Genomic DNA, 24,362 nt, shown 5'->3' with positions numbered 1-24,362 from the left:
GGAGACAGTCTAGGGTGACTGTACCAGCCAATAAGGGTACAGTTTGCGGGGACAGTGACCAGCCGCCCGGTATTTGCGCCCTATCGATGACCTCCACCGCTCCCGGCACCGCCCGCAAATCCCCATCGCTCGCCACCACGCTGGCCGACTCGATCGCCCGCCAGATCGCCGAAGGCGCCTATCGCACCGGCGATCGCCTGCCCTCGTTGCGCGAACTGGCGCAACTGCATGGCTACAGCAAGAACACGATCGTGGCCGCCTTCGAACTGCTGGTCGCGCGCGGGCTGGTCGAGCCGCGGCGTGGCTCGGGCTTCTTCGTTCGGGAGGTGGCGGTCCGGCCCGCGCCCGAGGAGGATGCCGGCACACTGGGCCGCGCGATGGACATCGTCTGGCTGATGCGCGAGCAATTGAAGAGCCGGCCCGACGTGCTGGCGGTCGGGGACGGCTTCCCGCCGGTGTCATGGCTGGCGGAGGCGCGGCTGGACCGCTATCACCACAAGGTCGTGCGCACCGGCCTGGGCGCGCTGTTCCGCTACGGCAACCGTTTCGGCTTCGGCCCGCTGCGCGACCATCTGGTTCGCAAGCTCGGCGATGTCGGCATCGGCGCGCAGGCCAGGCAGATCGTGCTGACGCACGGCGCCAACGAGGCGCTGGACCTGGTGATCCGCTACTTCGTGCCGGCCGGCGGCACGGTGCTGGTCGACGATCCCGGCTATTACCCGCTGTTCGGCAAGCTCAAGCTTGCCGGCGCCCGCATCGTCGGCGTGCCGCGGCTCGCGGATGGCCCGGACATCGACGCGCTGGAGCAGATCCTGACCCGCGAGCGGCCGCGGCTGTTCTTCACCCAATCGGTCGGCCACAACCCCACCGGCTCGGATCTTTCCGCGGCCATGGCCTATCGCCTGCTGCAGCTGGCCGAGCGCTTCAATCTGCTGGTGGTCGAGAACGATGCGCTGGCGGACTTCAAGCCGACCACGCTGCCGCGGCTGTCCGCATTGGACCAGTTGCAGCGCACGATCTATATCGGCAGCTTTTCCAAGTCCTTCTCGGCGGCGCTGCGGGTCGGCTATATCGCGTGCAACGACGCGCTGGCCAGCGATCTGGCCGACCTGAAGGCGCTGATCCATGTCAGCAGCTCGGAGTACTGCGAGCGCACGGTCGACGTGATCCTCAGCGAAGGCCATTACCAGCGCTATCTCGCCAAACTGCGGGCGCGGCTGGCCGCCGCCACCGAGCAGGCATTGGCGCTGTTCGATCGGCTGGACGCGGACGTATGGGTGCGTCCGCCGCAGAGCCTGTACTTGTGGGCCGCGTTTCCGGACGCGCCGGACTCGCTGGCGCTGGCCGAGGCCTTGCTCGCGCAAAAGGTGATGATCGCGCCCGGCCGCGTGTTCCGTGTCGATCCGGAGGCCCGGTCGCCTTGGGCGCGGTTCAATGTGGGCGCGGTGCTGGATCCGCGCTTCGAGGCGGCCGTGCGGCGGGTGTTGGGGCGGCGAGGACGGGGTTAGCCCGTCGGGGGAAACAACTGCGTGGAAAACCGGGATGCAGAACGCGATCGCGGTGGGCAACGTCGTCGCCGGCACCGGATGGCGATGCCTCCGGTGCCGTCGTCGATTTGCGTTGGTAGGCTCGATTGGACTCGAACCAACGACCCCCACCATGTCAAGGTGGTGCTCTAACCAGCTGAGCTACGAGCCTGTGGAAGGCGCGGATTATAGAGAAGCTTTTGCGTGCGCACAAGCCTGCCGCGAAAAAAATGCGGCACGGATTTGCGGGCTGTGGGACACCGCCCGATTGCCGGGCCCGCGTGGCTCTCCTAAAAAGGGAACAACGGCAAGCCAACAAGCCTGTCCAGCCAGCCATTTGGCCCATCCGCCCATTCCCCCATTCGCCCATTCACACGTGCCATGCTGAAGATCGCCACCTTCAATATCAACGGCATCCGCGCCCGCCTGCCCGCATTGCTGGAATGGCTGGAGCGCGAGGCGCCCGACGTCGTCTGCCTGCAGGAATTGAAGACCGTCGATTCCGGCTTTCCGATCGATGCGATTCGTGCCGCCGGCTATGGCGCGATCTGGCATGGCGAGAAGTCGTGGAATGGCGTGGCGATCCTGTCGCGCGGAACCGAGCCGATCGAAAGCCGGCGTGGATTGCCCGGGGACGATGGCGACAAGCAGAGCCGCTACATCGAGGCGGCGGTGCATGGCGTGCTGGTGGGCTGCCTGTATCTGCCGAACGGCAATCCGCAGCCGGGCCCGAAGTTCGACTACAAGCTGGCCTGGTTCGAGCGCCTGCTGAAGTATGCGGCCACGCTCTACGACAGCGGCCATCCGGTCGTGCTGGCTGGCGACTACAACGTGGTGCCGACCGACGAGGACATCTACAACCCGCGTTCCTGGCTCAAGGACGCCTTGCTGCAGCCCGAAAGCCGCGCCTGCTATCGACGCCTGCTGGAGCAGGGATGGGTCGATGCCTTGCGCGAAAAATATCCCGACGAGCGGATCTATACCTTCTGGGATTATTTCCGCCAGCACTGGCAGACCAATTCGGGGCTGCGCATCGACCATCTGCTGCTGAACGCGACGCTGGCCCCGGCGTTGCGCGAGGCCGGCGTCGATCGCTGGGTCCGCGGCGCGCCGCAGGCGAGCGACCATGCGCCGGCGTGGATCACGCTGGAGTTCGGTGGTGGCGCGGGAAGGCGTCGGGCGTCGTCGAAGGCGGCGGCGAAGGCGCCGGCGAAGAAGGCTGCCACGACCGGGGCCGCGGCTGCGAAGGCGGTTATCGCGAAGGCGCCTGCGGCTGCCAAGCGGGGCACCGCTGCGGAGAAGGCCACGGCTGCCAAGAAGGCCACCGGTACAAAGGACGCTACCGCCGCAAAGAAGGTCACTGCGGCCAGGAAATCCACCGATACAAAGAACGCTACCGCTGCAAAGAAGGTCACTACGGCCAGGAAAGCCACCCCGGCAAAGAAAGCCACCCCAGCAAAGAAAGCCACCGCCAAGAAGGCCACCGCCGCCAGGTGAAGCGCGACTGAGCGACAATGACGCCCGTCGCGGCCACAGGCGCCGCGCCAATGCCGTTTGTCGATTGAACTCCCCCTCGCTTCGCCCATGCTCCTGAAAGTCGGCGCGCTCGCCAGGCAGACGGGCCTGACGGTCCGCGCCCTGCATCACTACGACCGCATCGGCCTGCTCAAGCCTTCCGGGCGTTCGGCCGCGGGCTATCGCCTCTACAACCGCGACGACGTGGCGCGGCTGCATGCGATCCAGGTCTTGCGCCAGTCCGGCCTGTCGCTGGCCGCCATCGGCGCGCTGCTGGCGGGCGAGGGGCCGCCGCGGCATCGCATCGTCACGCAGCAGATCGAGGCGCTCGATCGCGAGATTGCCCGGGCGACCGAACTGCGTGGCCGTCTGGTGCTGCTGCAGACGGTGCTGGCCGCGGGCGGCGAGCCCGAGATCGAGCACTGGCTTGCGGCCCTGCGCCAGATGCGGGCCTATCGCGAGTACTTCAGCGAGGCGGAGCTCGAAACGATCTTCCGCGACTGGATCGCCACCGAGGCGGAATGGCAGCCACTGCTGGACGAGATCCGCGAGGCGATGGCCGGGCAATGGCCCGCGGATGCGATCGGCACGCAGGCGCTGGCGGCTCGCTGGATGCATCTGGCCATGCGCTGGATGCAGGGCGACATGGCACGGGCCATCCGTTGGGGCGAGATGATCAAGCAGGCCGCGCAACAGGGCTTTGGCGGCATCGACGCGGCGATGGTCCGCTATATGGAGGCGGCCGTCGAACTGCGCATGGCGGCGTGGCTGCGGCACCTGTCGCCGGACGAACTGGCGCGGCTCGACAAACGGCTCGAACCCGAATGGCGGGCGCTGGCGCAGCGCGCCCGTGCGCTGATCGCGGCTGGCACCGATCCTTCCGCGGCGGCGAGCCGCACGCTGTTGCGCGATTGGGATGCCTTGGTCGACCGTATGGTGGGCCACGATGCAGGGCTGCGCGACAAGCTGCTGAAGGCCTATCGCGACGAGCCGCTGCTGCAGGTCGGGCACATGGTCGATCCCGGCGTGCGCGAGTTTGTCGAGGCGGTGCGCACGCACGCCGGTAAGGCGCCGCCGCGGCGGCGCTGACGATCGGGTCACGCCGTGACATGGCGGGAACCGGCACGCGCGGGGGGTTGACCCTGACGTCCACGTCAGGGTCTATGCTGCCCCGCTTTCGCAGCAGGAGACCGCCATGTCCCACACCGACACCACCGCGCTGGCCCAGGGCCGGCCCAGCACGACAGCGCTGATGATGGCCATTGCGCGCGCCGTTCACCAGTTGCTCGACGATCCGCTCGTGCTGCCCGATCCCATTGCCTTGCCAATTCTTGGCCCCGAACTCGAACGCGCCGTGCGGGACGATCCCTATCGCCATAACGACCCGATGGCGCGCCCGATGCGCGCCGCGGTGGTGGCGCGCGCGATGGTCGCCGATGCCGAGCTGGCCGAGGCCGTTCGCGCCGGCGTGCGCCAATGCGTGGTGCTCGGCGCGGGCCTGGATACGCTGGCGTGGCGCGTGCCCGCGGCGGATGACGGCATGCGCGTATTCGAGGTCGACCATCCCGCCACGCAGGCGTGGAAGCGAGACCTGATGCGGCAGGCCGGGCTGAGCATGCCCGACGGTGTGACCGCCGTGCCGGCCGACCTTCAGCATGCATCGCTGCAGGGCGTGCTGGAGCGAGCGGGCTTTCGCCGCGACCGGCCCGCCTGCTTCGTATGGCTTGGCGTGACGCCGTATCTGACGGACTCCGCGATCGAAAGCACGTTGCGCCATGTCGCCAGCCTGCCGGCGGGCACGCGCATCGTGTTCGACTACCGCGTCGATGCCGGCGTGCTGCCGCCATTCGAGCGCGTGATGGCGGCGCATATGGCCGAGCAGGTGGCCGCGCTGGGCGAGCCCTGGCTGTCGGAGTTTGTGCCGGAACAACTGGTGCAACGGCTGACCGCCATGGGCTTTACCGAGGTGACGGATCTCGACGCGCCGGCGCTGAATGCGCGCTATTTCCCTCGCCGCAAGGACGGCCTGCAGACCGCCGGCGGGGGCCTGCGGGTGCTGTGCGCCAGCGTGGGGGAAGCGCGATAGCCTGGCGTCGTGGAGGCGCCAGGCGCGAGACGGCAGACGCCTGACGCCTGACTGACGGCTGACGGCTGACGCCGGACGCCGGACGCCGGACGCCAGGCGCCACCACTCAGCCGCGTGCCGCCGCCAGCGTCCGGCGGGCGTAGTACTCGAACGTCAGCTGCGAGCGGCGCGGCGTCAGGATCCAGTCGTGCGCCTCCGTGGCCAGCGCCTCGGGCAGCGGCTTGATGGTGCCGGCCGCCATCGCGGCCAGTTGCATGCGGGCCGCGCGCTCGAACAGCAGCGCCATCACGCAGGCCTCCTCGACCGAGGTGGCCGCGATCAGCAGGCCGTGGTGGGCCAGCAGGATCGCGCGCTTGTCGCCCAGCGCCGCCGAAATGATTTCGCCTTCCTCGTTGCCGACCGGCACGCCCGGCCATTTCTCCAGGAACGCGCAATCGCCATACAGCACGCACGTATCCATATGCGACACCGTCAACGGGACTTCCAGCATCGACAGCGTGGCCGCGTGGAACGGATGCGTGTGGATGATGCAGTTGACGTCCGGCCGCGCGCGATAGATCCACGAGTGAAAGCGGTTGGCGGGATTGGCCATGCCGCCGCCCTCGAGCACACGCAGGTCTTCGTCGACCAGCAGCAGGTTTTCCGCGGTGATCTCGTCGAAGCCGAGCCCCAGCTGCTGCGTGTAGTAGCGGCCGGGTGCGTCCGCCCGAGCCGTGATCTGGCCGGCAAGGCCGGAATCGTGGCCGCCGTCGAACAGGATGCGGCAGGTCAGCGCCACCTTTTCGCGCAGCGATCGTTCCGGCACGGTCAGCCGGGTTTGCATCTCGCCCTGTGCGCGGGCGATCAGCTCGTCTTTCTTCAGGTCGAAGGTATCAGCCATGTTGGATGCTCCGTTGGGATGTCGAGGGGCCGGTTGCGGTCGTCCGGTTGCGGTCGCCCTTACTCGGCCTTGATCTTTGCCGCTTCGACCACCGCCGCCCACTTCTTCTTTTCGGCGGCCATCGTCGCGGCGTATTCCTGTTGGGTGCCGGCCAGCGCCTCGCTGCCTTGCGCCGCGAGCCGGCTGCGCAAGCCCGGGCGCGCCAGCGTGGTCCGCAGCGTCGTGGCCAGTCTGTCGACGACTGCCGGCGGCGTGCCGGCCGGGACGTACAGCGCATTCCATGAACTGGTCTCGAACGATGGCAAGCCGGCTTCCTGGCTCGTGGGCACCGTGGGAGCGGCGCTGGAGCGCGTGCCGTTGGCGATCGCCAGCGCGCGCAGCTTGCCGGCCTTGACCTGCGGCATCACCACCGGCACGGCGTCGATCACCGCGGCGACATGGCCGCCGATGGCGGCATTGACGGCTTCCGCGCCGCTCTTGTACGGCACGTGATTGATCTTTGTCCCGCTCAGCAGCTTGAACAGTTCCATGCTCATGTGCGGCGCGCTGGCGCTGCCCGCCGATCCGTAGTCGAGCCGGTCCGGATGGCTGCGCGCATAGGCGAGGAATTCGTTGAGGTCGCGCGCGGGCACGCTGGCGGCCACCGCCAGCATGAAGGGCGACTTCGACACCATGCCCAGCGGCGTGAACTGGCTGTCCGGCGAGTAGGGCAGCTTGCCGGCTGGGTAGATCAGCGGATTGACGATCTGCGTGCCCACCGTGCCCATGAACACCGTATAGCCGTCGGGCGCCGCCTTGGCGGCCGCCTGCGCGGCGATCAGGCCGCCGGCCCCAGGCCGGTTCTCGATCAGCACGGTCTGGCCCAGCGCGCCGGACCATTCCTGCCCGACCAGGCGGGCGATGTTGTCGGTGATGCCGCCGGCGCCAAAGGGCACCACCAGCCGGATCGGCTTGGCGGGGAACGGCTCTGCGGATAAGGCATTGGCGGTCAGCAGGCAACAGCCGGCCACCGCCATCATCCATCGGGGCGCTTTCATCTGGAACTCTCCGTTGTGTGTCATGTGATTGCCGGCATGACACAATGTGTCCTATGGAATGTGTTGTGTCAAGTAGGACATGTTGTACCCGGAGCGTCGATATAATGCCGCGGTCGCTTTCGCTACCGCCTCGTCATGGTCAATCTGGCGCATCGCCTCCGCACCCTCCGCCGCCAACGCGGCTTTTCGCTGGAAACGCTGGCCGAGCAGACCGGCCTGACGCGCAGCTATCTGTCCAAGCTCGAGCGGGGGCTCAGTTCGCCATCGATCGCCACGATCCTGAAGATCGCCGATGCCTACGGCATGGGAACGGGGCAACTGCTGGGCGATGCCCGCGACAGCGCGCACGAAGTCGTGTGCATCTCGCGCGCCGGCGAGCGCGAGCCGCTGTTACCCTCGGAACGCGAGGGGACCTATCGTTACGAGGCGATTGCCGCGCAGCGCAAGGTCAAGGCGATGGAGCCCTTCATCATGTATCCGCCGCGGGAGTTTCCCGACGAAGCGCGCTCCGCGCACAGCGGCGAGGAGTTCCTGTTCGTGCTGAAGGGCCAGGTCGAGGTGATGCTCGGAGAGGAAACGATCGCGTTGTCGATCGGCGATTCGCTGTACTTCGATGCCGATCTGCCGCACCGCATTCGCACGGCAGGGCGGGCGCAGGCCGAGGTGCTGGTTACCACGGCGAAGTAACAGCCGGAGCAAGAACCGGAGCAAGAACCGGAGCAAGAACCGGAGCAAGAACCGCAGCCGCAATGGAAAAGCCGCCGGGGCGCATCGCCGCCGGCGGCTTTGGCACGGTGGGGTGGGAGCCGGCACGCCGCCAGCTCCCTCCGTCGAATCGGCTTCAGGCCGTCTTGGCCTCCTGATAGGCCCTGTACAGGCGCTGGAACACCGGTCCCGGCACGCCCTTGCCGATTGTTTGGCCGTCGATCGTCACCACCGGAAGGATCTCCTTGCTGGCCGACGACAGCAGGACTTCGTCGGCGGCGAACACCTCGTCGCGGGTGACCGGGCGGGAGACCAGCGGAATCTCGAAGCGGGCGCACAGCTCTTCGATCAGGCCATAGCGGATCCCTTCGAGGATCAGATTGTCCTTGGGCGGCGCCGCGACGACGCCATTCTTGACGACCCAGACGTTGGACGCCGAGGCCTCGGTCAGCATGCCGTCGCGGAACTGGATGGCCTCGGTCACGCCATGCTCGGCCGCATTCTGCGCAGCCAGCACATTGCCCAGCAGCGAGGTCGACTTGATCTGGCAGTGCAGCCAGCGCTTGTCCTCCATCGTGACGCAGGCCACCCCGCGCTCGGTCGCGGCGGCCGGCGGCAGCGACATCGGATTGGTCATGATGAAGACGGTCGGCGTGACTTCCTTCGGGAAGGCGTGCATGCGCTTGGCGACGCCGCGCGTGACCTGGATATAGATCATCTGGTCCGGCATCGGATTGGCCTGCATCACGCGCGCGATCAGCGCCGTCCATTGGCCCTCGTCATGCGGATTCGGAATACCGATCGCATCGAGGCTGCGCGCGAGCCGGGCCAGATGCTGTGCCGCGCGGAACGGCTTGCCGGCATAGACCGGGATCACCTCGTAGACGCCGTCGCCAAAAATAAAGCCGCGGTCGAGCACGGGGATGCGCGCCTCGGACAGCGGCGTCAATTCGCCGTTCAGATAAACGATGGCGTCGGAGCTGGAAGTCATGGTGTTGGATGCGTGGAGAACAGGATGAAGCATTGTTCCACAGCGGCTTGCGCGGGGTCATGCCGAATACGCATAACGTTGCGCCGGGGGCCTTCCGGACGAAAGCCGACGAACGCCGGACGAAAGCAAGCTTGGCCTTGCTTGTAGGACGAATCCTTGCCGTAATCAGCGGCCCTCCGACGCCGCTGACCGGTGTCCTGCGGAATACTCCGGGGAAAACGACTGACAGCGTGGCGCCGTGCTCACCTTCGTGTTGCTGACCCTCGCCGCGATCGGGCTGATCGCGATCGTGATCTACCTGTCGAAATGAGCGGCAGGCGGCTGGCCCATGCCATGCGACGAGGCACGGGGCAGGGCCGGTGCGCGCCGGCAGCGCGCGCCTCAGCTCGCGCCGTCGGTACGCAGCGGCGCGGCGGCGACCGGCAAGCCCGGAGGCTCCTGGCCGCCGCCCGTATCGTTGGCAGCGACGCGCTCGTCCGGTGCCGGGGCCGGCGTGGGCGTCTCGTCAAGACGATTGCCATGCGCGTCCAGGTCCGGCCGGCGCGCGAACAGCAGCGCGAAGTCGCTCAGTGCCTGCCACGTGCTCTGGTGCGCGATGATGTCCGAATGATTGCTGCCGGGAATGGTCTCCACCGCCACCGGCCCCGGCCACGCCGCCATCAGGCGCTCGGAGCATGCATGCGGGACGACGTCGTCGACCTCGGCGAGCAGCACCTTGGTCCGCTGCACCACCTTCTTGCAGTGCGAGATCGAATCGAAGTGATGACGCATCAGCTGGCGCAGCGGCACCAGCGGAAACCGCTTGCGCACCAGTTCCAGCAGCGAATCGTAGGGCGTGATCAATTGCAGGCTCTCGAAGTCCTGCAGATCGGCCAGCTGGATCGCGACCCCCGTGCCCAGGCTGCGGCCGACCACGTGGACCCGCGTGCCCGGCAGCACGCGCCGCAGATGCAGCAGGAACTGGCTGGCATCGGCGACGGCCGCCGCCTCCGACGGGCTCCCGTCGGAATGGCCGAGGCCCCGATAGTCGAACGTGGCGAAGCCGACTTCGGGCGGCAGCCAATGTAGAAATTGCATGGTCTCGAGCACGTCTTCCCCGCGACCTGGCAAATAGAACAACAGATCGGTGACGGCGCAGTGCGCATCGCCGCGATACACGTAGCCGCGCAGCATCCCGCCGGGGATGGTGTGCGAATAGGCGGTGATGCCTTCCGGCAGTTCGCGCGGCGGGCGCCGCCTCGCGTCGAACAGCAGGCGGCCCTGATTGATGCCGAGGTAGGTCCAGTAGCTGAGAAAGCCGGCTGCCGTCAGCACGGCGGCGGCGCCGATGGTCTTGCAGGGCAGGTGCATCAGGACCTGCCGGAACAAGCTGCGGTTCGCGTGGTGATTCGCGTGGTGATTCACATTGCGATTCGCATTGCGGTTCGGGTTGCGTTTCTGTTCATCCATGAGGCGCACCTTATACGAATTCGCCCCTGTGCGGCAAATCGCTGCCGAACACGGGCGGATAGCGGCAATTGCCGGCAGTACCCCAATGGTGCGGACCTGTGCGTCGCGGCATCGCATCCGCATCGGGGGTCACCCCCTCGCGATCGGCGGATCGATTTCCTATGCTGCCTGTGTCCCCTCACCTGTCCCTGTCCTGACAAGGAGAACAACATGGATCGCCGCCAGTTCTTGAAATGGGGAAGCTTCATCACCGTCTCGGTCGCCACCACAGGGTTGGCCGGCTGCGGCGGTGGCGATGACAATCCCGATCCGCCCGAACCCGACCTGTTCGACTTCCGCCACGGGGTCGCCTCCGGCGATCCTCGTCCCGACAGCGTCGTGTTGTGGACACGCGTCGAAGGCGACAACGGCAGGCGCCACGTCAATGTGCGCCTGCAGGTGTCGACCCAGGAGGACTTTTCCACGCTGGTCGTCAATGACCTTCTGCGCGCCTTGCCCGAGTGGGACTACACGCTGCGCACCAAGGTCACCGGCCTGAGCGCCGCCACCACCTACTACTACCGTTTCCGCGTGGGCAGCCGCTTCAGCCCGGTCGGGCGCACCCGCACCGCGCCCGCGGCCGGCACGCCGCTGTCGCAGCTGAAGTTCGCCTTCGTCAGCTGTCAGGACTGGAGCATCAACCACTGGGCCGGCATGGAGGAGCTTGCCCAGCAGGACCTCGATTTCATCGTGCACACAGGCGACTACATCTACGAGGCCGTGGCCGACGGCGCGCCGGTCAATCTGGTCGAAAGCCGCCATACGCCGCTGTCGCTGCCCGACGGCACGACGCTGCCGAGCGGCTTCCGCTACGCGACCACGCTGGAGGACTACCGCTATCTGTACAAGGCCTATCGCAGCGACGCGCGCCTGCAGGCGCTGCATGCGCGCTTCCCGATGATCGCGATCTGGGACGACCACGAGTTCTCCGACGACTGCTGGCAGGACCGCCAGAGCTACGATGCCGACGACGACCAGTCGCCGCAGACCGCGCGGCGGCGCAGCGCCAACCAGGCCTGGTTCGAGTACCTGCCCGCCGATGTCACGCTGGACCTGAACAACCCCTCGTTCCAGAACATCCAGATCTATCGCGCGTTCACGTTCGGCAATCTGGCGACGCTGCTGATGACGGACGAGCGGCTGTATCGCGCCGACCATCTGATTTCCGAGGCCAATGCCGGCGGCGATGTCGGCAGCCGCTTCTTCATCCGGCGCGATGCGCTGAAGGCGGCAGAGGACGCCAAGATCGCCGCGGCCGGCGGTGCGCTGACGCAGGTATCGATGCTGGGCGATGCGCAGCGCGCGTGGTGGCAGGACCGTGTGGGCGGTGCGGCGACGACGTGGAAGCTGTGGGGCAACCAGGTTTCGCTGCTGCGCATGCAGATCGATCTGACCGAAGCCATCGCGGAGCTGATGGTGTTGCGGCTGATCGCAAGCAATACGGCGCTGACGCCGCTGCGCGACCAGATGGAAACGGCGTTGACCGCGGACCTGCGCGCCGCGCTATCGTCCGGGACCTATCCGAACAACGTCGCCTACACCAATCTGCGGCAACTGCTGTCCACGCAGGCCGGCATCGACAGCGCGACCTTCGACGCCAATATCAAGCCGACGCTGGACAGCCGCCTGCCACCGGCCTCGCTGCTGGCCACCTATGTCTTGAACGCGGACCAGTGGGATGGCTACGACGCGGAACGTCGGAACCTGATGGCCTTCCTGAAGACGAACAACGTCCGCAATGTGGTGGCGCTGACCGGAGATATCCACGCCTTCTTTGCCGGCGTGGTGATGGACGACTTCGATGCGGCCACGCCGACGCCGGTGATGGTCGACCTGGTCGGGGCAGGGCTGTCGAGCAATACGCTGATGAGCACGTACAAGAGCGTGGTCGACAACGACCCGCGCTTTGCCGAGATCAAGGCGTTGATCTACGAGGAGGTCAGCGGCGCGGTCGTCAATACCCTCAATCGCACGCTGCAGCATTTCAATCCGTGGATGCGGTACGCGGAGACCAATGTCACCGGCTATGCGATCGTCACGTTGACGCCGGACAAGCTGAACTGCGCCTTCCATATCATGAAGGGCTTGGTCGACGGCAATGCGCCGCCGCAGCCGGCGACGGCGCGCGTCACCACGGTCGAGGTGCCGGCGGGTTCGGCGGTGGTGAACGTGGTCTGAGGGGGATCGCGGCGCGGCAGGCCGGCGCCCCGCCGGCCGCCGCCGGCCCCCGCTGGCCACCGCGCTGAGGCATGGGGTTTGGTACGATCAGTGACGGCGCGCATCCGATGCGATGCGCGCCGCGGAAGGGGCACCCGAAGGCGGGCACCCGAAGGCGGGCACCCGAAGGCGGGCACCCGAAGGTGGGCACCCAAAGGCGCGTCCACCTGTCTGTCTGATCCACCACGGAGATCCCATGCGTTGCAGCGCTGCCGGCCCGGTCCTGTCCGCCATCCCGATCAGGGTCCTTGGCGCCGTCCTGAGCGCCGTGCTTACCGCGGGACTTGGCGCCGCGTTCTGCGGCCCTGGCGTGGCGCATGCCGCGCCTGCGTCGGTGGAAACGGCGGGCGTGCCGCCGCCCGCATCAGCCGGCGAGGCGGCGCCGGCGTTGCCCACGCCGGTCGCCACCGCCGAAGGCATCTCCGAGTACCGCCTGCCCAACGGACTGCGCGTGCTGCTCGCCCCGGATGCGGCGCAGCCGACCACCACGATCAACATCACCTACCTGGTCGGCAGCCGGCACGAAAGCTACGGCGAAAGCGGCATGGCCCACCTGCTCGAGCATCTGCTGTTCAAGGGCACGCCGAGCGTTCCCGATGGCGCGATCGGCCGGCAGATGGCGAGCCGGGGGATGCAGTTCAACGGCACCACCGCGCACGATCGCACCAATTACTTCGCCACCTTTGCCGCCAGCGAGGAAAACCTGGACTGGCTGCTGCGAATGGAAGCGGACCGCATGGTCAACAGCACGATCTCGCGCAGTGCGCTCGACAGCGAGATGACGGTGGTGCGCAACGAGCTGGAGCGCGGGGAAAACAGCCCGACTGGCGTGCTGCTTCGCCAATTGGCGGCAAGCGCCTACCACTGGCACAACTACGGCAAGGCGCCGATCGGCGCGCGCAGCGATATCGAGCACGTGGGCATCGATGCGCTGCAGGCCTTCTATCGTCGTTACTACCAGCCCGACAACGCGGTGCTGGTGATCACCGGGCAATTCGATCCAGCCCGCACGCTGGCCAGCGTGAGCCGCTATTTCGGCGCGATCCCCAGGCCCAACCGCGTGCTGGCGGAACAGTACACCGTCGAGCCGCCGCAGGAAGGACCACGCGAGATCCTGCTGCAGCGGCCCGGCGATATCCAGGTCGTGGCCGCGCAATACCACATTGGCCCGGGCGCGCATCCGGATACCGCGGCGATGACGCTGCTGGTCGATATCCTGACCGCGATACCGGGAGGCCGGCTGTATCGCGGACTGGTGGAGCAGAAGAAGGCCGCGTCGCAAACGGGCTTTCTGCGAGCGTTGAAGCAGCCGGGCAGCGTGGTGTTCCTCGCGCAGGTCGGCAAGGCGCAATCGCTGGAGCCGGCGCGCACCGGACTGCTTGAGCTGGTGGAAGGCATCGCGGCCCAGCCGATCACGCAGGAGGAACTCGACCGCGCGCAGCGTCGCGCGCGCAACGGCTACGAACGCATGCTGAACGACCCGGCCAGCTACGGCGTGGCGCTGTCGGAAGCCATCGCCAAGGGCGATTGGCGGCTGATGCTGATTACGCGGGATCAGATCGAGCGGGTAACGGTCGACGACGTCAATCGCGTCGCCCGCCACTATCTGCAGCGCACCAATCGCACGCTGGGCCAGTTCATTCCGGTCGACGTGCCGAGCTACGTCGCGATTCCGCCGGCGCCGGACCTGGCCGAGCTGACGCGCGGCTATCGCGGCAAGCCCGGCAACGCGCCGGTCGCACCGTTCGCGCCGACCCCCGCCAATATCGAGGCGCATACGCTGCGCGCGACGCTGCCGAACGGCATGGTCATGGCGATGCTGCCCAAGCCCACGCGCGGTGCGCGCGTGCACGGCCAACTGGTGCTGCGCATGGGCGATGTCGACAGCCTGCGCGGCCTGGACGCGGTGGGCACGCTGACCGCCGGCATGCTGATGCGCGGCGCCGGCGGACGCGATCGGCAGCAGCTGATCGATGCCTTCGAGGCGCTGCGGACGACGGTCGGGGTTTCGGGCGACGCCGAACGCGTCACCGTCAGCTTCCAGGCGCCGCGCGAACATCTGCCGCAGGTCCTGACGCTGCTGCGCGATGTGCTGCGCGAACCGACCCTGCCCGCCGCGGAATTCGAGGTGCTGCGCACCACTGCGGTCGCCGGCATCCAGAGCCAGGTACGGCAGCCCGAGGCGCTTGCTCCGGTCGTGCTGGGCCGGCACGGCAATCCCTATCCGAAGGGCGACCCGCGCTATGTGCCCACGCTGGAGGAATCGATCGCCGAGCTGCGGGCGGTCCAGCTCGAGCAACTGCGCGACTTCCATCGGCGCTTCTACGGCGCCAGCCATGCGCAGTTCGCGCTGGTGGGCGACTTCGATGCCGAAGCCGCCCGGCAGCAGGTGCAGGCGCTGTTCGGCGACTGGAGCGCGCCGATGCCGTTCGCCCGCGTCGAGCGCGATTTCCTGCCGCTGCATCCGGCCAGCCTGGCCGTGCCGACGCCGCACAAGGCCAATGCCAGTTTCATCGCCGCGCTGCCGATCGGCATGACGATGGACCATCCCGACTATGCGGCGCTGGCGATCGCCAACCGGATCTTCGGCGGCAGCTCGATGAAGAGCCGGCTGGCCGACCGGCTGCGCCAGCAGGAGGGCATCAGCTATGGCGCCACCAGCTACCTGCGGATCGGCGCGCTGGATACCGCCGGCCGCTTCGGCATCCAGGCCTCCTTTGCCCCGCAGAACCTGCCGCGGCTCAAGGCCGGCGTGCAGCGGGAGCTGCGGCGCTTCCTGCGCGAGGGCGTGACGGAGGAAGAACTGGCCGAGGCCAGGAGCGGACTGCGGCAGCAGGGGGTGGTCACCCGCAGCCGCGACGAGGCGCTGGTCTCGATGCTGGCCTATCAGCTGTTCGTCGGCCAGACCATGGCGTTCACCGAAGAGCTGGAGCGCCGCATCGACCAGACTACGGTCGAGCAGGTCAATGCGGCGATCCGGCGCTATCTGGACCCGGACCGCTTTGTCGAGGTCTATGCCGGTGCCTGGCCCGACGCAGGCGGGGCCGGGGACCCCGGCAAGGCGGCAGCCACGCCTGAAGGCGGTCAATAGCTATATCTAATGACAACGGTTTAAACGATAAATTGTACAAATGGAGGGGGCGTCGCCAGAATGGGGCCTTCGCTGCGACACATAACCACGCAGCACCAAGAATCTCACCCCGGAAACCCGAACCTACTACCCAACCAGGAGCGATCCCAATGCTGCAATCCCGTGAAGGCCAACGCGTCCCCAATGTCACGTTCCGCGTCCGCGAGAACAATGAATGGAAGAACCTGAACACCGCGGCGCTGTTCGACAACAAGACCGTCGTGGTCTTCTCGCTGCCCGGCGCGTTCACCCCGACCTGTTCGTCGACCCACCTGCCGCGCTACAACGAACTGGCGCCCGTTTTCGCCAAACACGGCGTCGACGCGGTCCTGTGCGTCTCGGTCAATGACACCTTCGTGATGAACGAGTGGGCCAAGGACCAGGAATCCGAGAACATCGTGATGATTCCCGACGGCAACGGCGAATTTACCGACGGCATGGGCATGCTGGTGGACAAGACCGACCTCGGCTTCGGCAAGCGCAGCTGGCGCTATTCGATGCTGGTCAAGAACGGTGTGGTCGACAAGATGTTCATCGAGCCGGAAGAGCCGGGCGACCCGTTCAAGGTCTCCGACGCCGACACGATGCTCGCCTACGTCGCCCCGGACGCCAAAAAGCCGGACCAGGTCGTGGTGTTCTCGAAGGAAGGCTGCCCGTTCTGCGCCAAGGCCAAGCAACTGCTGGCGGACAACGGCTACCAGTACATCGACGTGCCGCTGGAACACAAGATCCGCGGCAAGGTGCTTGGCGCGGTGTCCGGCACGATGACCGCCCCGCAGGTGTTCATCAACGGCAAGCTGATCGGCGGCGCCGAGCAGGTCGAGCAGTATCTGGCCGCCTGATCGCCCGCAGCGCCTTTATCCCCCGATTCCACTGATTCTTCCGTGGCGCGGTCCGGCAGTCGCCGGACCCGATGGCGGCGTGCCGCCCTCGGGTCCGTGGATTGAACCGCCCCGAATACTTCGAACATCCCGAATAGCTCGAATTCACCCATCGTCTCTCCGAACAGGAATTTCGCCATGCAAACCATCGTCACCGACATCGCCGTGATCGGCGCAGGCACCGCCGGCCTTGCGGCCTATCGCGCCGCCAAGGCCGCCGGCAAGCGGGCCGTGATCATCGAAGGCGGGGAATACGGCACCACCTGCGCGCGCGTCGGCTGCATGCCGTCGAAGCTGTTGATCGCGGCGGCCGAGGCCGCGCACGAGCTGCGCCATACCGCGCCGTTCGGGGTCCATGTCGATGGACAGATCCGCATCGATGGCCGCGAGGTGATGGACCGCGTGCGGCGCGAGCGCGATCGCTTCGTCGGCTTCGTGGTCCGTGGCGTCGACAATATTCCCGAGCGGGACCGTCTGCGCGGCTATGCCCGCTTCATCGACAACACGGTGCTGCAGGTCGGCGACGATGCCGACGGCACCGTGGTTCGCGCCGGCCGCGTGGTCATTGCCACCGGCTCGAGCCCGGCCGTGCCGCAGCCCTTCCGCGTGTTCGGCGACCGGCTGGTGGTCAACGACGACGTCTTCGACTGGCAGGACCTGCCGCGCCGCGTGGCCGTGTTCGGCCCCGGCGTGATCGGCCTCGAACTGGGCCAGGCGCTGTCGCGGCTCGGCGTGCATGTGCGCGTGTTCGGCGTGCGCGGGGGCGTCGGTCCGCTGACCGACCCGGCGATTCGCGCCTATGCCGCCCAGGCCTTCCAGCAGGAGTTCTATCTGGACCCGGATGCCAAGGTCACGGACATGGCGCGCGAAGGCGACGAGGCGGTGATCTCGTTCATCGACCGCGACGGCAATGCGGTCACCGAGCGCTTCGACTATGTGCTGGCCGCCACCGGCCGCCAGCCCAACGTGCGCAATCTGGGCCTGGAAAACACCGGGCTGGAGCTGGACGAGCGCGGCGTGCCCGTGTTCGACCCTGCCACGCTGCAATGCGGCTCGGCGCCGGTCTTCATCGCCGGCGACGCCAACGATGTCCTGCCGCTGCTGCACGAGGCCGCCGACGAGGGCAAGAGCGCCGGCGAGAATGCCGCCGCCTGGCCGCAGGTCTCGCCGGTGCCGCGCCGTGCGCCGATCGCGGTGGTGTTCGCCGATCCGCAACTGGCCATGGTCGGCCAGCGTTATGCCGACTTGCCGGCCGACAGCTTCGTCACCGGCGAGGTCAGCTTCGAGGACCAGGGGCGCAGCCGCGTGATGCTGAAGAATCGCGGGCTGATGCATGTCTATGCCGACAAGGCGAGCGGGCGTTTTCTCGGTGCGGAATGGATCGGGCCACGCGCCGAACATATCGCCCATCTGCTGGCATGGGCCTATCAGCAGCAATTGACCGTCGATCAGATGCTGGCGATGCCGTTCTATCACCCCGTGATCGAAGAAGGATTGCGCACCGCGTTGCGCGACGCACAGGCCCGGCTGCGCGCCTGAGCCGGTTAAATGCCGCCGTGGCGGCGTTCCTTGCCATTGCCGTTATGCGGCTTGCCGCGCATCCCCGCCTCGACATTGCGGGGGTGCGCATTATTATGTAATTGCCGAATATTGTGATTCTGTCTTATTGGATTACATTTTTTATAGTGACGCGCACATAACCGTGAGCTAGCATAACGGCACCCTACAACTGGCAAGGAATGACGATGGCGACTTACAAACAATTACTGGCAGAAAAGGAAAAACTCGAAGCGCAACTTGAGGAAGCCAGGCAAACCGAAGTGGCGACGGTGATCGCCCAGATCCAGCAGCTGATGGAGGATTATGGTTTGACGGCCGAGGATCTGGCACCGCGCCGCCGTGGCCGTCCTCGCAAATCGGCGGGACGCTCGGGTACGCCGGCGCCGGCCAAATACCGCGATCCCAAGACCGGCAAGACCTGGTCCGGCCGCGGCCGCGCACCGGCATGGCTGGGCAAGAATCGCGATCGCTTCCTGATCGCCGAGTAAGGTCGTGCGTGTAAGTCCGGGCGTGTAAGGTCGTGCGTTATTGCATTTCGCGAACGGTAATGCGTCGAATCGCAATATCCGACGCGGCCGATGTCCTGCCAGGGGATGCGATTTGCCGCCGGCCCGCCTGCGATTCTGTGCGATAGCCGATCCACGGGCGCCAGCATACCCATTGGTGTTTTGCGGGAATTCCCGCGTTTTGCACCGGTTCCGCCAAGTCTGCTTGCAAGAAGACATTGCGACAAGACAATGTGCAAGACATTGACGGCACTCAATTAAGTCTTTTCTTACAATCGAGCCGATCCTCCGTATTGCGCCGGGTCAACGCAATACGGGCCGGCCGCCGCCGAATTGCCGAAACGATAACGGTAACGGTGCGCCGCGCATCGAAACGCTCGCCGCACGCCAATACGATATCCTGCGCCGCTTCGGCGCGATCCTCCGATTCGCAGGTCAGCCATACCGCGCCTTGCAGGCAAACGACGGTGTATCCTTGGCCGATCACCAGCCGAAGCGGTTCGGTGCCAATGCGGCCAATCCGGCCAATTAGACCCATCCTGCCGATCCGGTCGGTCCCATCCATTCCGTCGAGTTCAGCGAATGCATGCATGGCAGTCTCCTGGCGTGCCCCGCATCGAGAAAGGGCGCCTTGTCATTGTGGCCACCCGCCTGATTCGCTGGCCGGATGTTTCGTCATCCCCGGTATTCCGGCGGATCATGGCCACCGCCGATGACAACGCCATCGGGGCCATATCCCTATCGGCTTCGGTCCGCGCCTGTGTCCACGCCTCTGTCCGGGCATTTGTGCCGGCCTCTGTCCGCGCATTTGGTCGCGCGTTTTTCCGCATCAGCCCGCCATGACGCCAATCAGCCAGGCCGCTTCCCATGCCCTGCGCGCGATGTCGCTCGATGCGCTGCGCGGATTCGACAGCGCGGCGCGGCATTTGAGCTTTACCGCCGCAGCCGACGAGTTGTGCCTGACGCAGTCGGCCATCAGCAAGCAGATCAAGAGCCTGGAGGACGCGCTCGGCGTGCCGCTGTTCCGGCGCGGGGCCAAGGGCTTGTCGCTGACGCCCGAGGGACGCCTGCTGCAGCAGGCCGCCAGGGAGGCCATCGAACGGCTGGCCGGCACCGTCGAGCGCCTGATCGCACCGGAGCGCAGCGCGATCTCCGTCACCACCACGCCGTCATTTGCCTCGCTTTGGCTGGTGCCACGCCTGGCGCGGTTCCAGGCGGAGGCGCCGGAGATCGACGTGCGCATCGACGCCTCGGAGGCGATCGCCAATCTGGACAGGGATGGCTTCGACCTGGCGATCCGGCTGAGCCAGCCGGGGCAGGCCCCCACCGCGCTGCTGCGCGAACGGCTGATGCTGGTGGCGGCGCCACAGGTCGCCGCGCGCATTCATCGGGCGGACGACATCCGTGCCGCGACGCTGCTGGTCTATCACGATCCGAATGCGCGTTTCGGCTGGATGTCGTGGGGCGAGTGGTATCGCCGCCTGGGCCTGACGCCGGTGGCCAGCCAGCCGTGCCTGTATTTCTCGCGCTACGAGCACGTCGTCGCCGCGGCCGCGGAAGGCGCGGGCGTCGCGATCGGCCGCACGCCGCTGATCCTGCCGCCGCTCGCCCGCGGCGAGCTGCAGGTGGTACTGCCGGATGCCGGAATCGACGGCATGGAATACCAGGTCGTGACCGCCGACCATGCACAGGCACGGCCCGCGGTGCACCGTTTCGAGGCCTGGTTGACGCGCGAACTGACGCGCGACGTCACCGGTTGACCAGAGGCGCCGCGCGCTCCCAGGCCGACACCGAGGACACCGACGACACCGATGACACCGACGACACCGACGACACCGACGACACCGGCGACACCGGCGACACCGGCGACACCGGCGACACCGGGCGATCAGAAGCGATGGCGCACGCCGACCCCGTAGTTGTTGCCGTGGGACAGGCCGCCGACCTTGTCGTAGTAATAGGCGACATAGACGTCGGTGCGCTTTGACAGGTTGTAGTCGTAGGCCACCGCCGCGGTGTTGCGCTCGACGTCGGCGACCTCGTTCTTGACCTTGCCGTAGGCATACGACAGCAGCAGGCTGCCCGCGCCGATCGGCACCGAAGCGCCGATCTGCCCGTTCGTGTGCTTGATGTCGCCGGTCGCGCTGTCGATATCGGATCGGATGTGCTGGCCCTGCGCGAACAGCTTGACCACCTTGAAGTCGTAGCTCAGGCCGGCCTGTACGGCGTTCTGCTTGCGAAAGCCCACCATCGCGGCCGGCGAGGTCACGTCGCCCGGCGTGTTGTGGAACTTGACCTGCTGGAAGGCGACGGTCGCGGCAAACGGGCCGTTGAAGTACAGCACGTTGCCGCCCCACTTGTTCTTGCCGTTGTCGCCGGCCTGCTCGCCGAAGGCGTAGATCGCGTTGAAGCTGAGCCCGCCGAACTTCGGCGACGAATAGACCAGCGAATTGCTCCAGCCCGAATCGCCGACGATGCCCGGATCGTAGACCGTGCCGCCATTGCTGCTGACATAGGTGTGGAAGATGGTCGGCGAGAAGTGGTACGAATCGACCAGCGGATTGAACAGGATCGTCGACAGGAAATAGGGCGTGGTATTGCGCCCGAGCCGGAGAGTGCCGGCCCTGTCGCTCTGCAGCCCGACGTAGGCGCTGCGCGTGAACATGCCGTCCGCATCGAAGCGGCCCGCGCGGCCGCCGTCGGCGCGATAGAAGCCGTTCAGGTCGAAGATCGCCTTCAGGCCGTTGCCCAGGTCCTCGGTGCCCTTGATGCCCCAATACGAGGTCTGCATGCCGCCGGCGCCCAGCACATAGGCGCGATCGCCGCCGACCGCCTTGTTGCTGCCGACGTAGGTGTCGACCTGACCGTACAGCGTCACGCTGGACTGCGCCAGCACGCCCCCGCTTGCCAATGCCGCCATGGCGGCCGCCAGCGCGCGCGCCGGCCTGGATTTCGTTGTTGTCATGCAAACCTCCATCGTTGACCCTGATTTCTCTCGTGCTTCGTTGTGATGTTTTTGTCGTGACGTCGCCGTGATCGTGCGCGTCGGCCCCGCTCGGCTGGCTCGGCCGTAGGACGGGGCGTTCGGATCAGTGTGCGGAAATCGGGCGGGACCGACCACCATCATTTTTCGCGCGACGCGAGCGCAAAATGTGTGCGGTGCCGGGGCAAGGACGGTGCAGCCGGATCGGCGCGCAGAGCCGACGCCGGGCGCTACGCGGCTACCGAGGCTACGCGGTTACCGAGTGCCAAATGAACCGCCAATGAGCGGCCAATGGGCAGCCACCAATGAGCGGCCAATGAGTGGCCACCGAGGGGCTGTCGAGCGGATACCGGCCGGCCACTACGCGACCAACGTCAACGGCGGGTGCAGCGCCCCGATGGCGGTCTTCAGATGTTCGGCGAATGCGGCCGCGGCCGGCGGCAGCGCGCGGCCCTTCCGCGTGGCCAGCACCAGCCGGCCCAGCGCCAGTTCCGGATCGCTCAGCGGCACCGCGGTCAGCGTGCCCTGCCGCGTTTCGCGCAGCGTGCCGGCATGGAACTGGAAGCAGATCGCATCGGTCTGCCGGACGAAACCCTTCAGCGTCTCGACCGTGGTCGCCTCGAGCATCACCGACAGATGCAGCCGATTGCGCGCGGCAATGGCCTCGATCAGCCGGCGGCTGGCAAAGTTGGCCGGACCGAGGGCGACCGGAAACGCCGCACAGTCGGCCAGCCGCAGCGTGCGCCGGGCCGCGAGCGGATGGTCCGGCCGCATCATCGCGCAGAACGGCTGCGGCGCGGCCGCCAGCTCCTGCAGCAGCGGACTGGCAGGCGGATCGTGCGCGAGCAGCAGGTCGGCGTCGTCCTGCTTCAGCGCATCCATCAGGGCATCGGTGCCGCCGATCGCCACATGGAATTGCACGCCGCGATGGCGCGCCTGATAGCGGCCGATCGCATCGGGCAGGAAATCGGTTGCCACCGACTCCGCCGACGCGATCCGCACCGAGCCGCGCACCAGCCCGCGCAGTTGCGCCATCTGCGCCGCGGCCGCGTCCAGGTCGGCCAGGCTGCGCCGGATCGTGGCCACCAGGACCTCGCCGGCCGACGTCAGGCGCACGCCGCGCGGCAGCCGCTCGAACAGCGGCGTGCCGATCTGCTGTTCCACCTCGAGAATCTTGCGGTTCAGCGCGGTGGATGCGACATGCAGCTGTTCGGCCGCCTTGCGGATCGAGCCGCAGCGGGCCACGGTGTCGAGGTACAGATAGACGCGGGGAGGGTGAAGCATCGGCTCGGGGCAGCAGGAATCGGAACGATCACTGCTAGCAAGGATCGTGCGCACCCTGTGCGCCCGGCGGACAACACGGCGATTGGGGCCCTGCGCTGGCCGATCGTCCGTTCGCGTCCTATTGTGGGACGTGGTTGGGTCGGTCCGGACGGTGCGCGGCCGGCCCTTGATCTGTAACAACTTCGACGGAGCGCAAGGCTATGCAGAAGACTGGATCGGCAAGATGGCAAGGCGGCATCAAGGACGGCGGCGGCACGATCTCGACCCAGAGCGGCGTGCTCAAGGATGCGCCATACGGCTTCAAGGCGCGCTTCGAGGGCGGCCCCGGCACCAACCCCGAGGAACTGATCGGCGCCGCGCATGCCGGCTGCTTTTCGATGGCCCTGTCGCTGATCCTCGGCGAGGCGGGCATGGTGCCGGACAGCATCGACACCAAGGCCACCGTGACGCTGGAAAAGGAAGGCGGCGGCTCCAGTATCACGGCCATCCATCTCGACGTGGCGGTGCGCATCCCCGGCGCGGACCAGGCCGCCTTCGACAAGTGCGCGCAGACCGCCAAGGAGAACTGCCCGGTGTCCAAGCTGATGAAGGCGCCGATCACGATGAATGCCACCCTGAATGCCTGAGGCCGGGTCCGCCGCCGTGCCGCGCCAACATGGCCCGGCGGCGAGATTCGCGGGAACCGGGCGCGAAACGCGCTTTCTATAATGGACAGGGCGCAGCGCCCCGCCATCCGGCGCTGCTGCCCGCCACCTCAGGAGGCAACATCATGCAGAGCAGCGAAGCGGTGCTCACGCAGGCCCGCGCGGCGCTGGCCAATCTGCCGTTCCACGGCCAGCATCTCCATCCCACCATCAATCTGCGCCTGTCCGACGGCGCTCTGATCCTCGAGGGCGACGTGCCGGATATCGTCGCCAAGACCCGGGCCGCGGCCCGGATGCGCAAGATCGACGGCGTATCGTGCGTGATCGACCATCTACGCGTGGCCAACGGCGCCGCGCCCGCAGGCGATGGCGAGCTGCGCAATGCCGTCTGCCAGCGACTGCTGCAGGCGGTGGATTTCCGCAGTTGCAAGATTTGCGTGCATGCCAAGGGCCGGCTGGAAACGCTGCGCGAGGCGGTGGGCGAGCGCAGCGGCTGGATCGAGGTCAATACCGTCGATGGCATCGTGACCCTGCGCGGACAGGTGATCAGCCTTTCCCATATGCGCCTGGCCGGCGTGCTGGCCTGGTGGTCGCCCGGCTGCCAGTGCGTGGTCAATGAGCTGGAGATAGCGCCGGCCGAGCGCGACAACGACGAGGAGATCACCGAGGCGCTGCGCCTGGTGCTCGAGTCGGACCCGCTGGTCAATGCGGACCAGATCGTCATCCGCACCGAAAACCGCGTGGTCACGCTGGAGGGCTATGCGGGCGAGGGCGCGCGCCGCCAGGCCGAACGCGATGCCTGGTATCTGCACGGCGTCGAGGACGTGGTCAACCGGATCGAGCGCCGGCCCGACGCCGTCTGACGTCCGAACGCGCGAGAAGCGCTGCCGAAGGGTTTGTGCTGTTTCTCGCCCCGGGCCCTGGCCCCC

20 protein-coding genes, 1 tRNA gene and 1 pseudogene are annotated in these 24,362 nt (G+C 67.1%); 13 read left to right on the top strand and 9 right to left on the bottom strand.

Features of this window, described 5'->3' with window-relative positions; genetic code table 11:
* The first annotated feature begins 86 nt into the window (after window positions 1-86).
* A complete protein-coding gene (locus F1599_RS09570; protein ID WP_150082875.1) occupies window positions 87-1,508 on the top strand; it encodes an aminotransferase-like domain-containing protein in 1,422 nt (473 codons plus the stop codon).
* A gap of 113 nt (window positions 1,509-1,621) precedes the next feature.
* Here the strand turns inward: F1599_RS09570 and F1599_RS09565 are convergent.
* Window positions 1,622-1,698 (bottom strand) — tRNA-Val (locus F1599_RS09565).
* Window positions 1,699-1,907: 209 nt separating this feature from the next.
* On the opposite strand from F1599_RS09565, the pseudogene xth reads away from it, so the two are divergent.
* The 3 genes and pseudogenes from xth to F1599_RS09550 all read left to right on the top strand — a co-directional run.
* A pseudogene (xth, locus tag F1599_RS09560) lies at window positions 1,908-2,711 on the top strand (exodeoxyribonuclease III); the annotation flags it as partial.
* 399 nt (window positions 2,712-3,110) lie between these two features.
* Window positions 3,111-4,130 carry a MerR family transcriptional regulator gene (locus tag F1599_RS09555; protein WP_150082873.1) on the top strand — a complete coding sequence of 340 codons (1,020 nt, stop codon included), beginning with the start codon at window positions 3,111-3,113 and terminating at the stop codon, window positions 4,128-4,130.
* A gap of 106 nt (window positions 4,131-4,236) precedes the next feature.
* Complete coding sequence (locus tag F1599_RS09550) at window positions 4,237-5,127, top strand: class I SAM-dependent methyltransferase (RefSeq protein WP_150082872.1); 891 nt, start codon at window positions 4,237-4,239, stop codon at window positions 5,125-5,127.
* Window positions 5,128-5,233: 106 nt separating this feature from the next.
* Here the strand turns inward: F1599_RS09550 and F1599_RS09545 are convergent, their stop codons facing one another.
* The gene (locus F1599_RS09545) at window positions 5,234-6,007 is read right to left on the bottom strand and encodes an aldolase (RefSeq protein ID WP_149316396.1); all 774 of its coding nucleotides are present in this window, start codon (window positions 6,005-6,007) and stop codon (window positions 5,234-5,236) included.
* A gap of 59 nt (window positions 6,008-6,066) precedes the next feature.
* Window positions 6,067-7,044 (bottom strand): Bug family tripartite tricarboxylate transporter substrate binding protein, encoded by a 978-nt coding sequence (locus tag F1599_RS09540; RefSeq protein ID WP_223819548.1) that lies wholly within the window; start codon window positions 7,042-7,044, stop codon window positions 6,067-6,069.
* A 135-nt stretch (window positions 7,045-7,179) separates the two neighbouring features.
* On the opposite strand from F1599_RS09540, the gene F1599_RS09535 reads away from it, so the two are divergent.
* On the top strand, window positions 7,180-7,731 hold the full coding sequence (locus F1599_RS09535) for a helix-turn-helix domain-containing protein (RefSeq protein WP_150082871.1): 552 nt from the start codon (window positions 7,180-7,182) through the stop codon (window positions 7,729-7,731).
* Between the two features lie 154 nt (window positions 7,732-7,885).
* Here F1599_RS09535 and F1599_RS09530 read toward each other — a convergent pair whose 3' ends face one another.
* The gene (locus F1599_RS09530; RefSeq protein WP_150082870.1) at window positions 7,886-8,740 is read right to left on the bottom strand and encodes a D-amino acid aminotransferase; all 855 of its coding nucleotides are present in this window, start codon (window positions 8,738-8,740) and stop codon (window positions 7,886-7,888) included.
* 381 nt (window positions 8,741-9,121) lie between these two features.
* Window positions 9,122-10,090, bottom strand: a complete 969-nt coding sequence (locus F1599_RS09525) for an alpha/beta hydrolase (RefSeq protein ID WP_223819555.1) — start codon at window positions 10,088-10,090, stop codon at window positions 9,122-9,124.
* Between the two features lie 309 nt (window positions 10,091-10,399).
* On the opposite strand from F1599_RS09525, the gene F1599_RS09520 reads away from it, so the two are divergent.
* The 5 genes from F1599_RS09520 (at window position 10,400) to F1599_RS09500 (ending at window position 18,504) form a co-directional block, all read left to right on the top strand.
* Window positions 10,400-12,406, top strand: a complete 2,007-nt coding sequence (locus tag F1599_RS09520; RefSeq protein ID WP_150082868.1) for an alkaline phosphatase D family protein — start codon at window positions 10,400-10,402, stop codon at window positions 12,404-12,406.
* 235 nt (window positions 12,407-12,641) lie between these two features.
* Window positions 12,642-15,536, top strand: coding sequence for a M16 family metallopeptidase (locus F1599_RS09515; RefSeq protein WP_223819547.1), 2,895 nt, complete (start codon window positions 12,642-12,644; stop codon window positions 15,534-15,536).
* 149 nt (window positions 15,537-15,685) lie between these two features.
* The gene (locus F1599_RS09510; protein WP_150082867.1) at window positions 15,686-16,417 is read left to right on the top strand and encodes a glutathione peroxidase; all 732 of its coding nucleotides are present in this window, start codon (window positions 15,686-15,688) and stop codon (window positions 16,415-16,417) included.
* Window positions 16,418-16,594: 177 nt separating this feature from the next.
* Entirely contained in the window at window positions 16,595-17,995 is a 1,401-nt protein-coding gene (locus tag F1599_RS09505; RefSeq protein WP_150082866.1) for a dihydrolipoyl dehydrogenase, read from the top strand.
* Between the two features lie 206 nt (window positions 17,996-18,201).
* A complete protein-coding gene (locus F1599_RS09500) occupies window positions 18,202-18,504 on the top strand; it encodes an H-NS histone family protein (protein WP_149316543.1) in 303 nt (100 codons plus the stop codon).
* 271 nt (window positions 18,505-18,775) lie between these two features.
* Here the strand turns inward: F1599_RS09500 and F1599_RS09495 are convergent, their stop codons facing one another.
* The gene (locus F1599_RS09495; protein WP_150082865.1) at window positions 18,776-19,114 is read right to left on the bottom strand and encodes a DUF2917 domain-containing protein; all 339 of its coding nucleotides are present in this window, start codon (window positions 19,112-19,114) and stop codon (window positions 18,776-18,778) included.
* A 247-nt stretch (window positions 19,115-19,361) separates the two neighbouring features.
* On the opposite strand from F1599_RS09495, the gene F1599_RS09490 reads away from it, so the two are divergent.
* A complete protein-coding gene (locus F1599_RS09490; RefSeq protein WP_150082864.1) occupies window positions 19,362-20,282 on the top strand; it encodes a LysR substrate-binding domain-containing protein in 921 nt (306 codons plus the stop codon).
* Here the strand turns inward: F1599_RS09490 and F1599_RS26440 are convergent.
* The 3 genes from F1599_RS26440 to F1599_RS09475 form a co-directional block, all read right to left on the bottom strand.
* Window positions 20,272-20,403: a hypothetical protein gene (locus F1599_RS26440; RefSeq protein WP_263364033.1), complete on the bottom strand. Its 132-nt coding sequence runs from the start codon at window positions 20,401-20,403 to the stop codon at window positions 20,272-20,274. The genes F1599_RS09490 and F1599_RS26440 overlap by 11 nt on opposite strands.
* Before the next feature lie 7 nt (window positions 20,404-20,410).
* Window positions 20,411-21,487, bottom strand: coding sequence for a porin (locus tag F1599_RS09480; RefSeq protein ID WP_150082863.1), 1,077 nt, complete (start codon window positions 21,485-21,487; stop codon window positions 20,411-20,413).
* A 378-nt stretch (window positions 21,488-21,865) separates the two neighbouring features.
* The gene (locus F1599_RS09475; RefSeq protein WP_150082862.1) at window positions 21,866-22,789 is read right to left on the bottom strand and encodes a LysR family transcriptional regulator; all 924 of its coding nucleotides are present in this window, start codon (window positions 22,787-22,789) and stop codon (window positions 21,866-21,868) included.
* Window positions 22,790-22,989: 200 nt separating this feature from the next.
* On the opposite strand from F1599_RS09475, the gene F1599_RS09470 reads away from it, so the two are divergent.
* Complete coding sequence (locus tag F1599_RS09470; protein ID WP_150082861.1) at window positions 22,990-23,415, top strand: OsmC family protein; 426 nt, start codon at window positions 22,990-22,992, stop codon at window positions 23,413-23,415.
* A gap of 143 nt (window positions 23,416-23,558) precedes the next feature.
* Window positions 23,559-24,296 carry a BON domain-containing protein gene (locus F1599_RS09465; RefSeq protein WP_149316383.1) on the top strand — a complete coding sequence of 246 codons (738 nt, stop codon included), beginning with the start codon at window positions 23,559-23,561 and terminating at the stop codon, window positions 24,294-24,296.
* Window positions 24,297-24,362: the final 66 nt, after the last annotated feature.

Source organism: Cupriavidus cauae (genome assembly GCF_008632125.1).
GTDB classification, from domain to species: Bacteria; Pseudomonadota; Gammaproteobacteria; order Burkholderiales; family Burkholderiaceae; genus Cupriavidus; species Cupriavidus cauae.
Note: the sequence above shows the minus strand (reverse complement) of the source record. Positions and strands in the feature narration are given on the sequence as shown.

Bases quoted from the DNA above. Each gene is read 5' to 3' on its own strand.
- F1599_RS09465 (WP_149316383.1), top strand. From the start codon at position 23,559: ATGCAGAGCAGCGAAGCGGTGCTCACGCAGGCCCGCGCGGCGCTGGCC.
- F1599_RS09515 (WP_223819547.1), top strand. From the start codon at position 12,642: ATGCGTTGCAGCGCTGCCGGCCCGGTCCTGTCCGCCATCCCGATCAGG.
- F1599_RS09570 (WP_150082875.1), top strand. From the start codon at position 87: ATGACCTCCACCGCTCCCGGCACCGCCCGCAAATCCCCATCGCTCGCC.
- F1599_RS09505 (WP_150082866.1), top strand. From the start codon at position 16,595: ATGCAAACCATCGTCACCGACATCGCCGTGATCGGCGCAGGCACCGCC.
- F1599_RS09500 (WP_149316543.1), top strand. From the start codon at position 18,202: ATGGCGACTTACAAACAATTACTGGCAGAAAAGGAAAAACTCGAAGCG.
- F1599_RS09550 (WP_150082872.1), top strand. From the start codon at position 4,237: ATGTCCCACACCGACACCACCGCGCTGGCCCAGGGCCGGCCCAGCACG.
- F1599_RS09545 (WP_149316396.1), bottom strand. From the start codon at position 6,007: ATGGCTGATACCTTCGACCTGAAGAAAGACGAGCTGATCGCCCGCGCA.
- F1599_RS09555 (WP_150082873.1), top strand. From the start codon at position 3,111: ATGCTCCTGAAAGTCGGCGCGCTCGCCAGGCAGACGGGCCTGACGGTC.
- F1599_RS09510 (WP_150082867.1), top strand. From the start codon at position 15,686: ATGCTGCAATCCCGTGAAGGCCAACGCGTCCCCAATGTCACGTTCCGC.
- F1599_RS09535 (WP_150082871.1), top strand. From the start codon at position 7,180: ATGGTCAATCTGGCGCATCGCCTCCGCACCCTCCGCCGCCAACGCGGC.
- F1599_RS09480 (WP_150082863.1), bottom strand. From the start codon at position 21,487: ATGACAACAACGAAATCCAGGCCGGCGCGCGCGCTGGCGGCCGCCATG.
- F1599_RS09495 (WP_150082865.1), bottom strand. From the start codon at position 19,114: ATGCATGCATTCGCTGAACTCGACGGAATGGATGGGACCGACCGGATC.
- F1599_RS09490 (WP_150082864.1), top strand. From the start codon at position 19,362: ATGACGCCAATCAGCCAGGCCGCTTCCCATGCCCTGCGCGCGATGTCG.
- F1599_RS09475 (WP_150082862.1), bottom strand. From the start codon at position 22,789: ATGCTTCACCCTCCCCGCGTCTATCTGTACCTCGACACCGTGGCCCGC.
- F1599_RS09470 (WP_150082861.1), top strand. From the start codon at position 22,990: ATGCAGAAGACTGGATCGGCAAGATGGCAAGGCGGCATCAAGGACGGC.
- F1599_RS09540 (WP_223819548.1), bottom strand. From the start codon at position 7,044: ATGAAAGCGCCCCGATGGATGATGGCGGTGGCCGGCTGTTGCCTGCTG.
- F1599_RS09525 (WP_223819555.1), bottom strand. From the start codon at position 10,090: ATGCACCTGCCCTGCAAGACCATCGGCGCCGCCGCCGTGCTGACGGCA.
- F1599_RS09520 (WP_150082868.1), top strand. From the start codon at position 10,400: ATGGATCGCCGCCAGTTCTTGAAATGGGGAAGCTTCATCACCGTCTCG.
- F1599_RS09530 (WP_150082870.1), bottom strand. From the start codon at position 8,740: ATGACTTCCAGCTCCGACGCCATCGTTTATCTGAACGGCGAATTGACG.